Source organism: Streptomyces sp. NPDC017993 (assembly GCF_044328065.1).
In the GTDB taxonomy this organism is placed as follows: Bacteria; Actinomycetota; Actinomycetes; order Streptomycetales; family Streptomycetaceae; genus Streptomyces.
This window is the reverse complement of record NZ_JBIRGO010000006.1, coordinates 418263-430948: the sequence shown is the minus strand read 5'-3', so window position 1 is coordinate 430948 and position 12686 is coordinate 418263. Positions and strand designations below refer to the sequence as shown.

The window sequence follows — 12686 nt, the reverse complement described above, 5'->3', positions numbered from 1 at the left end:
TCGGTGCTCAGAACCTCTCCGGGTACACGAGGGCGAGGATGAGGTATCCGAGCAGGGCGACGGCGACGATGAGGCCGACAACGTTCTCGACGGTCACAGCTTGGTCACCCCTTTGGCGATGAGAGCCACCAGTGCGAAGACCGCGATCGTGGTGACGACGAAGGCCAGGTCGGCCATCGTGAGCTCCTGAATGAAGTGAAGAGATGGAAATCAGCCGTGTGGCCGAGAAGAAGCAAACCGCGTCGGCGGCCTCGCGTCGGCACTCCTTGACGGGCCCCTTACGGGCATGCGGGGACCTTTGATGCGGTCATTACGCGAAGCGCCGTAGGCGGCGTCAGCCCTGGTGGGGAAGCCCCGGAACCGGTCTGCGCAGCGAGGGCGACTGCCACGGGGCGGGCCTGCGCTGACGCCAAGGGGCCCGGGGCCGGCATCCCACGGGCGGCGCCCCGACCGGATACTGCCGTCGTGCTCCATCCGCGGGGGGTTCCCCATCAGCTTTCCGTATTCGAACCGGCAGCCCTTGAGGTGAAGAAGGTCGGTAAGCTCACGCCGAACGTGGTCGACGAGGGCCTGGGAGGATGCGCCCCCCGCTAGCTGAGCGGTCTCCTGCAGGCGGGACAGGTATTCGGCGTCGGTGACGACAGCCACCTCCAGCCGCCGGACCCGTATCGCCAGCTGCGAAACGACCAGACCGACGACCAGGGCGTCTGGTTGAGCGTGATCGGGACACAGCGATCAAGCAGATCGTTCCCGTTCCCAGGCGGCGGCCGTGCATGCGGCGAGGAAGGCTAGTCCGCAGCGACCGGGACGCGACGCCGGCGCGCGAGCACACCGAGAGCGACGTCCACGACCAGGAACCCGACGAGCGAGATGCCGAGCAACGGGACCGCCCAGCCCACCACGGCGGTGACGAGCGTGAGCGGAAGGAGCACGGGCAGTGGAATCTGCCGCCAGGCGCCGCGCGGAATCGGACGACCGAAGGACAGGCCACGATCGCGGGTGGGCCGTCGCTGCCACCACATCCGGTAGCCCCAGACGATCAGGAAGATCAGCGCGAGGACGAGCGCGGCGAGCGCGATCTGGTTGACGATGCCGAACAGCGTGCCGGTGTGCAGATCGATGCCGTAGCGGCTGAGTTTGGCCAGCACCGGGTAGTCGGCGAAGCGCGAGACGTCGGTGACCTTTCCCGTGGCCGGGTCCACGGCGACGGCGTCCTGCTTCTCGGGCCAACTGCGCTGCACCTGCTTGACCGTGTACGCAGTGCCCTTGCCCGTCGGCAGGCCGATCTCGACGGGGTTGGACAGCCCCTCGGCACGGGCCGCCTTGAGTACCGCGTCGATCCCCACATCCGAAGGCGAGGACGCGGATCCCGACGCGCCGCCCTTCTTCCCGCCCATCCCAGGCATGTCCGGCATCCCCGCCATCCCTGCGGAGTCTCCGTGGTGGGCATGGTCCTCGGCCGTCGCCGTCGCCGTCGAAAGGGTCGGGGTCGCCTGTCCCAGCGACTGCCGGAATGTATCGATGTTGGCTCCGGCGTACGCGGACCAGGTCAGACCGGTCGCGGACAGGAAGACGAAGCCGGCCGCGGCCCACAGCCCGACCGCGCCGTGCCACGACAGCGTCCGGCGCCGTCCGGTGGCGGTGCGGTCCGGCAGGGCGAGGGCCCGCAGCTTGCGGTTGGTCCGCTTCCGACCGATCCACAGCGCGAGGCCGCCGCCGGCGACCACCCACAGCCAGCTGGCGGCCAGTTCGCTGTAGAGGCGGCCGTTCTCCCCGAGGTGCAGGTCGCGGTGGAGTTCGTCGAGCCAGGTGCGTAGCGGCAGTGCGCCGGTGGAGCCGTACGTCTCCAGCGCTCCCCGGACGCTGCCGGTGTGCGGGTCGACGAAGACCGCGAGCTGGTGGTCGGCGGACACACCCGGCACGCCGGAGAGCAGGACACGCGTGGTGTCCCCTGGCTGCGGCGCTGGCCGCACGGCGGCGATCTTGCCCTCCGGGTGTGCCTTGCGGGCGTCAGCGACCTGTTGCGACAGCGGCAACGTGCGCGTACCGACCGGGACGTTCAGCTCGTGCGCGTAGACCATCTTCTCCGCCTGGAACGAGCCCGCGTACAGCAGCCCGGTGACGGCAGCGACAAGGAGGAAGGGCGCCACGAGAACGCCTGCGTAGAAGTGCAGCCGCAGCACCAACGGGCGAAGGGCGGACCATCCGGCCCGTCGTACGGCAGGCTGTTGCCCGCCCGAGTCGGCAGTGTCCCGGGCATCGTCCGTAGCGCTCGACGCGAGACGTTGTTCAGTGGGCACGCGGGCGCTCCCTGTTCGAAGGTGAAGTGGCGCGGTCCGCTGCCGTGCCGCTTCCAGAAGGTCGGACAAACGGATACGTGAGTTCCCGCAGTGACGCGTGAGGTGACCCACTGGACGGGTCCTGGAGATGGGCCCTGCTCCTGCCGCGGTCTTCGCGGCGTGTGCGTGACGACGGCGGCTCTGGGCCACGCGCTGATGTCCGCGCAACCTCTGCCGTGGTGGGTGGCAGGCGGATTACCGGCGTCTCCGCGCGGCTGCCTCCCCTCATCCCTCCATGAGCGCTGCCGTTGCGCACGCCGGCACTTGGCCCTGCGGCCGTCCCGCCTGCCCGGCCCCGTCCACATGCCGTGTCTTGTCAGACGCTCCGGAATACCTCGTCGTATTCCAGGCGGGGAGCGCGGGGGCGGAAGGCGTCCGGGCCTGGGTGCCCGACAGCCGCCACGACCAGCGCACGGTGGTGTCCGCCGGGAAAGAATTCCTCGGTGACGGCCTTGGCGTCGAAGCCCGCCATGGGGCCGATGGCGAGGCCGACAGCCCGCACGCCCACGATGAAGTAGGCGATCTGGAGAGATGCGTTGACCACGGCGGTGTCATGCCGCATGGTCTCGTCGACGAAGAAGTCGCGGGCGTTCGGTACGTGCGGCGCGACCTTGGACAGCGTCTCGTGGAATTCGAGGTCGGCTGCGAGGACGACAACGAGCGGGGCTTGGCGCACCTTGGGCTGGTTGCCGGGTGCCATCCGCTCAACCAGTCGTGTGCGTGCCTCGTCGCTGCGGATCAGGACGGCTCGTAGTGGCTGGCTGTTGAGCGAGGTCGGGGCGTTCTTGATCAGCTCGTGGATGGTGTTGACCTGCTCGTCGCTCACCGGCTCGTCGGTGTACGTGTGTGCGGTGTGGGCCTGCTTGAAGAGAAGGTCCTGCGCGTCAGTGGGGAGTAGGGAAGTCACAACGTTTCACCTCGTGTAGGAGCACTATTCGATATGGCACGTGGATAGCTGCCGAGAAAATTGATGTGGCCGTTGCGCCGGCGCAGGGCCGCGACGACCGAACCGACGGAGGGCTCGTCTATATGGCCCTCGCATTCGAGGAGGAAGGAGTAGCCACCGAAGCCGACACCGCTGGGCCTGGACAGCACCGACGTCAACGGCACGGATGTGCGGACGAATTCAAGTAGTACGTCGTGGAGGTCGCTCACCTTGCCCGCCAGCGGCACGACCAGGGTGCTGCGGTCCGCCCCGGTCGGAGAGGACCGCCTATTGCGTCGGGTGACCTTTACGAAGCGGGTCACCGCATCCGACCGGGTCCCTATGTCCTGTGCGACGACGTCGAGACCGTATGCCGTGAGCGTTTTCGGCGAGGCGATGGCGGCGGTACCAGGAGTACGCGAGTTCCCCACCTCGCGGGCGGCCTGCGCCGTCGAGGCGGACGCGACGAAATCAGCGTGCGGGAGGCGGGTTTCGATCCAGGTGCGGCACTGCGCGTGGGCGTGCGGATGTGTCAGCACCCGGCGTACCGAGGAGAGCGAGCCGCCCTGTGGCACGGCGAGCGCGAATTGGACGTGCAGCAGTGTCTCGCCGGTGATGCACAGGTCGCCGGTGTGCGCGAGGGCGTCGACGGAGGCGGTGACGGCCCCCTCGACGGAGTTCTCCCACGGCACGACCGCGGCATCCGCGGCCCCCCTGCGGACGGCATCGAGCGCTTGGCGGACGCTCGGGTACGGCACGGCCTCGCCGGACGGAACCTTCAGGCCTGAGAGCGCGGCTTCGGTGAACGAACCGGACGGGCCCAGATATGCGGTGGGCATCGGGACGGAACCTCCTTGGTGTGGGTAGGTCCAGCAGGTCCGGCCAGGGGGAGCGCCCCGGGCTCGGTCACGGCGACCGCCCTGGCGCGGGTCGCACAACGTGGTGTACCGCTCGCCCACCAGCCCACCTGCGCTGAGTTCCGGGCCACACAGCCAGGACACCGGTGCCAGGCCTCGCGCACCGCAGCCACCAGCGCAGACCGCGTCGAGCCGATGCCACCGTGCCGCTCCGACAGACCCGCAGCCCATCGCCGGTCGAGAGGTGAGCACCGGCCTCCTTGGCGGCCCACAGCCGGGCGAAGAACAGCGCCGCGGCTCATGCGCCCGCTCCGGGCTGCGGGACGCGGACCGAGTCCGGGTCCATCAGGCGGAACATCTCGACGGTGTCGAAGTAGTCCTCGAAGTGCACGGCCGAACCGTCCTTGCCGAGTGTCCAGGAGTGGACGAACCGCAAGGTCGCCTTCCGCCCGTCGCGGGAGGTGACCTCCCGATCCCCGAGCACCATCACCCGGTCGCCGTCGACCAGGAACTCGTGCGGGTCGAGGATCATTCCGCCGAGCACGCCGGGCACGCGAGTGAGGAACTCGCGTATGCCGTCGTGCCCGTGCTTGGGCCCGCCCAGGCCCACCTCGCGCATCCCGTCGGGGTGCACCCAGACGACCCCGGGGTCGAAGCAGGACAGGATGGCGTCGATGTCCCGGCGGTGGAAGGCTTCGTATGCGGCCCGTATCCGCTTCTCCGCGTCGGTGGGGCTCACACGGATACCTTCTTCGCGTCCTTCAGGGTGATGTCGGGGAAGTGCGCCCGCAGCGTGCGGCGGATGCCGTCGTGCCACTCGACGGTGCAGTCGCCGATCAGCGACCGCCGCTTGGTGCTGTCGAAGGCGTACGTCTCGCGGGTGACGTCGGTCTTGTCGACCTTCGCCTCGACCCCCGTGATCGCCGACATGTACTCGACGCAGTCGGTCATGCCAACCGGCTCGTCACCGCCCCAGTTGACGATCGTCGCGGGCGTACTCGCGATGCCCCACAGCAGCGGGACCTGGTGCACGAGGTCGTCGGTGTGGATCAGCGACGCCCAGTTCTGGCCTTCGAGCGGAATCTGGAGGGGCTCGCCGGCCAGCATCTTCTTGAAGTACATGACGGGCACGCCGCCGTAGGAGGCCGGGCCGTACGAAATATTGAGGCGCGCGATGGTGGTGGGTACGCCGACCGTGCGGGCGTACGCGCGGGCGGTGCCCTCCGCCGCGATCTTGCAGACGGGGTAGGTCGGCAGCCAGTCCGCCACGCCGTCCAGCGGGTCGGTCTCCTTGTACTGATGGTCGAGCGTCTGGCGTTTGTAGAACGCGCCGGTTGACACGTGCAGGAACGCCTCCGCCTTGCGGCAGTGGGTCATGAGCCTTCCGACGGCAACCGAGTTGACCTCGATGGCGGTGTCGAAGTCACCGTCGTAGCCCCGGTGGACCGCGGAGTGCATGACGTGGGTGAAGTCGTCGGGCAGCGAGTCGAGGGTGTCCTCGCCCATGTCCCAGTGGTACGTCGTGATGCCCTGGGCGCGCAGCTCGCCCTCGACACCGGGGGTGGCGAAACGGCCGAGGCACCAGACCTCGTTGTCAGCGGCGAGGGCCTCCGCGACCGGGCGGGCCGCCTGACCGGTGCCACCAGTGATCAAGATTTTCTTACCGTGCGTCAAAGTAGTGCCTCCTGGGCTTACTTGCCGTTGAGGGAGCGGTCGAGCTCGGACCGCAGGATGCTCTGGAAGGTGGCGACGTGCTTGGGGCCCATGAGCGTGTAGTGCTCGCCGGGCACGTCGAGGTAGCGGTTCTCCTCGCGGGTGTGCTCGTCCCAGCGGCGCAGCTCGTCGTTGAGCCAGTCCTCCTTGGTTCCGCGCAGCGGGATCGCGTAGAAGACGCTCATCGAGCGCACGGTGCCGCTCGGGTGGTACGTGCGGCCCAGTCCGGTCAGGCCGTCGGCGAGGTCGGCCCAGGCCGTGAACCGGGGCAGGTCGAGGTCCAGTTCGGTCAACCGCTCCGGCGGGGAGATCGCGATCAGGTGCTTGAGCTGCTCGTCCTTGCCGAGCGGACGCAGCTGCGCGGGCAGCTCCGCGGCTTGCTGCTTGGAGATCAGTTCCAGGAACATCGCCAGGTTGACCGCGGTCTCGATGTAATCGAGCTCGTCCATGCGGTACTTGATGTGTGGCGGGAGATTGAAGCTGCCCACGAAGTCGACCCGCTCGCCCTCGGCCTCAAGGATCTTGGCGATCTCGAAGGCCACCGCAGAGCCGAAGGAGTAGCCGGCCAGCGCGTACGGGCCGTGCGGCTGCTTTTCGCGGATGGCGGCGGCGTACGTACGGGCCATTTCGTCGAAGGACTCGAAGGGCTTCTCCCCGGGGTTGAAGCCGCGCGCCCGCAGCGCGTGGAAGGGGCGCTCCTGGACGAAGTACTTGGCCAGGTTGACGAAGACGAGAACCTCGCCGACGCCCGGATGGACGCAGAACAGCGGCGTCTTGTCGCCACTGCTCTGCAGAGGGACGATCGGGTCGTACGCCGCCGGTTCGGCGTCCTCACGCCACGTGAGCCGCTTGGCCAGCTCGCGGACGCTCGGCGCGGTGAGGATGGCGAGGACCGGCAGGTCCACGGCGCCGAGCCGGATGCCCACCAGCCGCTTCATCCGCAGGATGTCCAGCGAGGTGCCACCCAGGTCGAAGAAGCTTGCCGTGGCACTGACCGTCCCGGGCGCCATGTCGAAAAGCTCCGCGTAAATCCCTGCCAGGGCCTGCTCGGTCTCACCCTCCGGGGCGACGTACCCCCCGAGGTGGAGGGTGACCACATCGTCGACCGCCGCCCGGTGCGCGGCATAGTCGCCTGCCTCCAGGCGCTTTCGCATGAGTGAACGCTGGATCTTGCCGAGGCTGGTCTTGGGAAAGGCGTCCTCGGGCAGCGGCAGCAGTAGCGCCGGGCGGAAGCCCCACGCCATGACGACGCTGTTGCGCACCGCGATCAGCAGGCGATGCAGACCGGCCTCGTCGTCCGGGGCGAGGGCGGTCGCGAAGGCCACCACCAACTGCTCGGTGTCAGTACCTTCGGGGCGGGTCGGGAAGGCCGCGACGTACGACTTCCGTACGCCGTCGAGGTCTTCGAGGAGAGCTTCCAGCTCGTGGCTGAAGTAGTTCACGCCGTTGACGATGATGCTGTCCTTGCTGCGCCCGACGAGGGTGAGCCTGTCGTCGACGAGGCGCCCCAGGTCGCCGGTGCGGAACCAGCCGTCGGGGGTGAACGCCTCCTCGGTGGCCTGCGCGTTGTTGAAGTACCCGCCGGTGACCATCGGCCCGTTCAGCTGGACCTCGCCGACTTCGCCGTCGGCGGGCACTCCGTCCCCGCCGTCCTCGGCGGCTATCCGGATGGTCAGGCCTCTCACAGGGCCGCCGACCGCCGCGAACTCCTCGGCGAGGTCCTTCTCGGGGAAGTCGGGGTTGTAGATGCTGCCCGCGCAGGTCTCCGTCATGCCGAACGCCGGCCACAGCGCGCCACGGTCGAGTCCGTACGGGGCGAGGTTGTCCAGGAAGGCCACGCCGGTGGCCACCAAGTTGGCCTCGCCGCCCGAAACGATGTGCCGCAGCCCGGACAGGTCCAGTGGTAGTTCGCCGGGCAGCTGCTCCAAGGCCTGGTTGATCAGACCGAGCAGGAAGTTGGGCGTGAAGGTCATCGTCACGCGGTGCGCGTCGATGAGCTGGAGGAAGCGCAACGGGTCGCCCAGGATCGTGTCCGGGGTGGTCTGCAGCTGGTTCGCACCCACCGACAGCGGCAGCAGGTGCGCCTCCAGCAGAGCAGCGACGTGATCGTACGAGATCCAGTTGAGCGTGATGTCCGCCGAGTCGAGGCTCTGCATTTCGGCCTTCGCCGCCATGGAGGCCAGGAGGTTGGCGTGGGTGAGCGTCACGGCCTTGGAGTTGCCTGTGGACCCCGAGGTGAGGACCATCAGGGCGACGTCCGTGGGGCGGGCCTCGGAGATCGTCACGTCCGCGGGGGCGATGTCACCCGAGTGGGCGGTGAGGTCCTTGAGGGCCACTGTCTCCAGGCCCGGAACCTCGGGCATTTCGTCACGCAGCCGCGCCGTGGTGACCAGCAGCGGACCGTCGAGCAGGGCGTTGACGTGCGCGAGTTGGGCGCTCCACCGCTCCTGGTCATTGCGGATGGGAACGAGGGGGCAGGCGGTCATGCCTCCGAGGAGACAGGCCCAGAAGGTGGGCAGGAAGTCATCCGGCCGCTCCAGCAGCAGCGCGATCTTGCGGCCGGCTCCCGCGCCGTGGCCACGCAGTCCCGCAAGGATCCGGCGGGCCTCGTCCAGCAGCTCGGGGTAAGGCTGGAGCCGGCTCTCTGCGACATCGTCCGTCAGGCAATACTGCAGCCCGTTGCCCGGGTAGTGCTCGGCAGCCTGGATCAGCAGATCAGCGAGGTGCGTGCGCTCCGGCTGGGACCGAGAGGTCGCCCGAAATGTGGTGGGCAAAGATTCCTGAATCGTCATCATCGTCCCTCTCCTGAGTACAGGGAAAGACCCGCACCGGGCGGGGCGTCACCGGGCGGACCCACCCGAGGATGAGCAGGTACTGAACGGCCGCAAACCCGCGAACTCCCCTTCTCCAGTTCCTCTTCCCCCGGAGCTTCGTCACGTTCTCGCATCGAAGGGTTTCCCGCGTATGGCAGGGGAATTGCGGCGCGGTACCCAGATCAGACGCTGTCTCAGTTGCTCAGTCATTTCCCATGAGTCACTCAACTGTTAAATGGGCCTGCAGGCGCTGAATTTTTGACGGTGAGTCACCGTTCTTGGATCAGCAACGAGAGGGAAACCATGCGGGGTTGAGATCGTGTTGAACTTCTTATCGCAACCCAAGGGCGTCAGCTTATTGACGTTCCACAAGGAAGGGGTATTTCATGAGTGCTTACCGACACGTGAACCGAGGCCATGATTCTGCCGCTGCATCGGGCGCGACTGCACGCCGCCGGTGGGTGGGCTTCGCCGGGACGCTGGTGGCCGCGGTGGCGGTCATAGGGGTCGCCGGCACCGGGACGGCTTCGGCGGCACCGATGACGACCGCACACGCGGGCCACACGACGGTTCCGGCAGCCACCCTCACCAGCCCGGTGGGCGAATCGGCGGACGCGCTGTGGCATCACGTCGAGATGTACCACCTGAGTGACCCGTCGTGGGAGTTGACCAGCATGCTCAGCGATCCTGCCGGCAACCTCAAGGTCCACGGGCAGATGCTGGACGACACCCTTTCCCCGATCGTCGGGGCGGCCACGGGGGCCCTCGGCAGCTAGGCGTTCTCCAAGCGTGGCAGGGAAACCAGCTGCGACGTCGGCGGGACCCGGGAATTTCCAGAGACCACCCGGGCCCGTCGGCGGGGGAATTCCTCCGAGAAAGGTGATATTGCCAGTACGTTAGGACGAATCTGCCGGAAAGAACGCCTTCCGCGATGCGCTGCCCGAGCGACGCAGTCGTCCGGGGAGTGTGGCGACCGGGCCGGTGTGCATATTCCCACGAGACTACTGATCCGGACGGCCTGCTTCGTGAAATCCTGGCGCAGAACCGGCAGTTCTACGAGATCCCCGTGCATGAGCCGCAGATCCCACACCAACGAGCCGGGGTCGCGTCATGTTTGCCCGTGGCCGCTCCACGTGGTGATATCCGGGGTCCTAAGGTAGGCGTGGCCGGGAGCGCGCGCGTGCCCCGCGCGCGGCGGCTCCGGTGTATGCCAGGTCCGGGGCTTCTTCGGACTGGTCGTCCTGCCTCGTGGTGACAGCAGATGGTCGTGACCCGGGCGCCGCGCAACCGACGCTCGGCGCGCCACGGCTATCCAACCGTGGCGCGCCGAATGAGACGAGCTGATCCTCGATTTGAGGGACCAAGTGAGCGTGGTCAGCGGTCGATGCTGGACATGTTCGCCTCGTCGTGGCGTTCGCCCGAGGCAGGGGTGAGGTTGTTCAGGAGGTCAAGCTGATCGGCGGTGAGTTCGACGCTGTCGGCAGCCGTGTTCTCTTCGACGCGCGAGACCCGCCGGGTTCCTGGGATGGGGGCGATGTAGTCGCCGCGGGTCAGCAGCCACGCCAGCGCGGTCTGTGCCGGAGTTGCTCCGATCTCGGCGCCGATCGCCTGTACTTCGTCGACGATGCGCAGGTTGCGCTGGAAGTTCTCACCGATGAAGCGCGGGTTGGTCTTGCGCCAGTCGTCGTCGGGGAAGTCCTCCACGGAGCGGATCTGACCGGTCAGGAGGCCGTGCCCGAGCGGCGAGTACGGAACGAACCCGATGCCGAGCTCGCGTAGCAGCGGGAGGATCTCTGCCTCGACGTCGCGGGTCCACAGGGAGTATTCCGTTTGGAGCGCGGCCACCGGATGCACGGCGTGCGCACGGCGGATCGTCCGGGGGCCGGCCTCGGAGAGCCCGATGTGGCGGATCTTGCCCTCGTTGACCAGTTCGGCCAGCGCGCCGACGGTCTCTTCGATGGGGGTGTTCGGGTCGACGCGGTGCTGGTAGTAGAGGTCGATGTGGTCGGTGCCGAGCCGCTTGAGGGATCCTTCGACCGCGGTCTTCACGTTGCCGGCGCTGCTGTCGATGACGCCGGGGCCGCCGCCGGAGTGCGAGACCAGACCGAATTTGGTCGCCACGACGACGTCGTCGCGCCGGCCCTTGATGGCCTTGCCGACGACCTCTTCGCTGTGGAAGGGACCGTAGATCTCGGCAGTGTCGATGTGGGTGACCCCGAGGTCCAGTGCCCGGTGGATGGTGCGGATCGACTCGGTGTCGTCGAGCCCCCCGCCCGTGGTGTAGATGCCGGCCATGGTCATGGCGCCCAGGCCGATGCGCGAGACATCCAGCCCGCCCAGCGATACGTGCTTCATTGGTTTGCTCCTTGTCGTGGTGGCCGTCAGGCATGGTCGGTGGGATGTCCCGGAGCTCGGCGATCGAGGCGTGCCAGGACGGGGTCACGATGTAGGCGATCCCGTCGGCGATCTAAGTGGGGCGAGTCGCTCATGCTCCTCACTGAATTCGCCGATGCCTGAGGGCCGGGGATCGAGCTGATGTTGACGATGTCGGCGCCCACCGCGGGCCCCTCATCGGCGGCCTTGAGCAGGTGCGGTGGAGCGGCATAGGTCGTGTGGAGCGGCCCCTGGCCGGTGACCGTGATCATTCCGCTCCCACTCCTGGGATCCGCGCCGACGACCGGACCAGCAGCATCAGCCCAGCGTTGTTGACCAGGACGTCCAGCCGCCCGCGTCGCTCCACCGCCTGCCGCACGGCGGCCCCAGCCTGAGAACCGTCGGTGATGTCCGCCCCCACTGCGCTCGCACCGGTGACGAGCACGACGTTGCCGGTCGGTCTCGGAGCCATGAAGGCGTTGTCCTTTCCTCCGGATGTACGGCGCGGCCCGCAGGCCGTCACACCAGGTGAGGGTCTTGCGCGTGCCATGATCGGTGCAGCTCAGGGCCCCGCCACCCAGGCAACCACCCGACAGCGCCGTCCGGACCCCCGTACGGAGCACCGCTCCACCGGGGGTCTGCCAGTGCCTCCCTCGCCGGCTGAAAGGCACCCGGGCCCGCCGTACGGTGGATGCATGGACCGCAGCAGCGAGATCCGCGAGTTCCTGCGCACCCGCCGAGCCCGGATCACCCCCGAGCAGGCCGGCGTCGCGCCCCACACCGGGGCCCGCCGGGTCCCGGGGCTGCGTCGCGAAGAAGTCGCCCAGCTCGCCGGGGTCAGTGTCGACTACTACATCCGCCTGGAGCGCGGACGCACTCAAGGTGTCTCCGAGGCCGTCCTGGAGGCCGTCGCCCGCGCCCTCCAGCTGGACGACACCGAACGTGCCCACCTCTTCGACCTCGCCCAGCCCACAACCGGACGGGCACGCCGCAAGCGGCCCCTCGCCCCGCAAAAGGTCCGCCCCGCCCTCTACCGCGCCCTGGACGCACTCGGCGTTCCCGCGGTCGTGCAGGGCCGACGCATGGACATCCTCGCGGCCAACCGGCTCGGCTACGCCCTCATCGCAGACTTCGAAGCCCGGCCGCACCGCGACCGCAACGCCGCCCGCTTCGTGTTCCTCGACGAAGCCGCCGGCACGCTGTACTCCGACTGGGAACGGGTGGCCGCTGACTGCGTCGCCACCTTGCGCCTGTACGCCGGACGCCACCCGGACGACCCACAGCTCACCGAACTGATCGGCGAGCTGTCCCTGCACAGCGACACCTTCCGCCGCATGTGGGCCGACCACAACGTCCTCGCCCATACCAGCGGCAGCAAACGTCTGCACCACCCGCTCGTCGGCGACCTCACCCTCGACTACGTCGTCCTGGCCGTCGAAGACGACCCCGAGCAGACCCTCGTCATCTACACTCCGGAGCCGGCCTCACCCGCCGCCGAAGCCATCAACCTCCTGGCCAGCTGGACCGGCACGTCTCCCGCCGGTGCAACCACTCCCGAGCAGACGCCCAACACTGCCGGCTGACCTCCGCGCCCGCATATCGCGGCTTGAGTGAACCGAAGTACGTGTCGATGCGCATTGACCTTGACCAGATTGCACGATCTCCG

General features: G+C 68.2%; 11 protein-coding genes. 2 read left to right on the top strand and 9 right to left on the bottom strand.

Features of this window, described 5'->3' with window-relative positions; all coding sequences use genetic code 11:
- Positions 1-7: 7 nt before the first annotated feature.
- The 7 genes from kdpF to ACH4FH_RS13985 form a co-directional block, all read right to left on the bottom strand.
- On the bottom strand, positions 8-97 hold the full coding sequence (gene kdpF / locus ACH4FH_RS14015) for a K(+)-transporting ATPase subunit F (RefSeq protein WP_398556034.1): 90 nt from the start codon (positions 95-97) through the stop codon (positions 8-10).
- A 691-nt stretch (positions 98-788) separates the two neighbouring features.
- Positions 789-2300 carry a PepSY-associated TM helix domain-containing protein gene (locus ACH4FH_RS14010; RefSeq protein WP_398556033.1) on the bottom strand — a complete coding sequence of 504 codons (1512 nt, stop codon included), beginning with the start codon at positions 2298-2300 and terminating at the stop codon, positions 789-791.
- 355 nt (positions 2301-2655) lie between these two features.
- Positions 2656-3246, bottom strand: coding sequence for a malonic semialdehyde reductase (locus ACH4FH_RS14005; RefSeq protein ID WP_398556032.1), 591 nt, complete (start codon positions 3244-3246; stop codon positions 2656-2658).
- Positions 3243-4103: a prephenate dehydratase gene (gene pheA, locus ACH4FH_RS14000; RefSeq protein WP_398556031.1), complete on the bottom strand. Its 861-nt coding sequence runs from the start codon at positions 4101-4103 to the stop codon at positions 3243-3245. The genes ACH4FH_RS14005 and pheA overlap by 4 nt, the downstream gene beginning before the upstream one ends.
- 316 nt (positions 4104-4419) lie before the next feature.
- Positions 4420-4860 (bottom strand): nuclear transport factor 2 family protein, encoded by a 441-nt coding sequence (locus ACH4FH_RS13995; RefSeq protein WP_398556030.1) that lies wholly within the window; start codon positions 4858-4860, stop codon positions 4420-4422.
- A complete protein-coding gene (locus ACH4FH_RS13990) occupies positions 4857-5774 on the bottom strand; it encodes an NAD-dependent epimerase/dehydratase family protein (protein WP_398556029.1) in 918 nt (305 codons plus the stop codon). Before ACH4FH_RS13990 ends, ACH4FH_RS13995 begins: the two co-directional genes overlap by 4 nt.
- A 38-nt stretch (positions 5775-5812) precedes the next feature.
- On the bottom strand, positions 5813-8626 hold the full coding sequence (locus tag ACH4FH_RS13985) for an AMP-binding protein (RefSeq protein WP_398556028.1): 2814 nt from the start codon (positions 8624-8626) through the stop codon (positions 5813-5815).
- Between the two features lie 407 nt (positions 8627-9033).
- On the opposite strand from ACH4FH_RS13985, the gene ACH4FH_RS13980 reads away from it, so the two are divergent.
- Positions 9034-9423 carry a hypothetical protein gene (locus ACH4FH_RS13980; RefSeq protein WP_398556027.1) on the top strand — a complete coding sequence of 130 codons (390 nt, stop codon included), beginning with the start codon at positions 9034-9036 and terminating at the stop codon, positions 9421-9423.
- Between the two features lie 598 nt (positions 9424-10021).
- Here the strand turns inward: ACH4FH_RS13980 and ACH4FH_RS13975 are convergent.
- Complete coding sequence (locus tag ACH4FH_RS13975) at positions 10022-11002, bottom strand: aldo/keto reductase (RefSeq protein ID WP_398556026.1); 981 nt, start codon at positions 11000-11002, stop codon at positions 10022-10024.
- 286 nt (positions 11003-11288) lie between these two features.
- On the bottom strand, positions 11289-11492 hold the full coding sequence (locus ACH4FH_RS13970; protein WP_398556025.1) for an SDR family NAD(P)-dependent oxidoreductase: 204 nt from the start codon (positions 11490-11492) through the stop codon (positions 11289-11291).
- 223 nt (positions 11493-11715) lie between these two features.
- Between ACH4FH_RS13970 and ACH4FH_RS13965 the strand changes: the two genes are divergently transcribed.
- Positions 11716-12603 carry a helix-turn-helix transcriptional regulator gene (locus ACH4FH_RS13965; RefSeq protein ID WP_398556024.1) on the top strand — a complete coding sequence of 296 codons (888 nt, stop codon included), beginning with the start codon at positions 11716-11718 and terminating at the stop codon, positions 12601-12603.
- Positions 12604-12686: the final 83 nt, after the last annotated feature.

Bases quoted from the DNA above. Each gene is read 5' to 3' on its own strand.
- pheA (WP_398556031.1), bottom strand. From the start codon at position 4,103: ATGCCCACCGCATATCTGGGCCCGTCCGGTTCGTTCACCGAAGCCGCG.
- ACH4FH_RS13985 (WP_398556028.1), bottom strand. From the start codon at position 8,626: ATGACGATTCAGGAATCTTTGCCCACCACATTTCGGGCGACCTCTCGG.
- ACH4FH_RS13980 (WP_398556027.1), top strand. From the start codon at position 9,034: ATGAGTGCTTACCGACACGTGAACCGAGGCCATGATTCTGCCGCTGCA.
- ACH4FH_RS13975 (WP_398556026.1), bottom strand. From the start codon at position 11,002: ATGAAGCACGTATCGCTGGGCGGGCTGGATGTCTCGCGCATCGGCCTG.
- ACH4FH_RS13970 (WP_398556025.1), bottom strand. From the start codon at position 11,492: ATGGCTCCGAGACCGACCGGCAACGTCGTGCTCGTCACCGGTGCGAGC.
- ACH4FH_RS13965 (WP_398556024.1), top strand. From the start codon at position 11,716: ATGGACCGCAGCAGCGAGATCCGCGAGTTCCTGCGCACCCGCCGAGCC.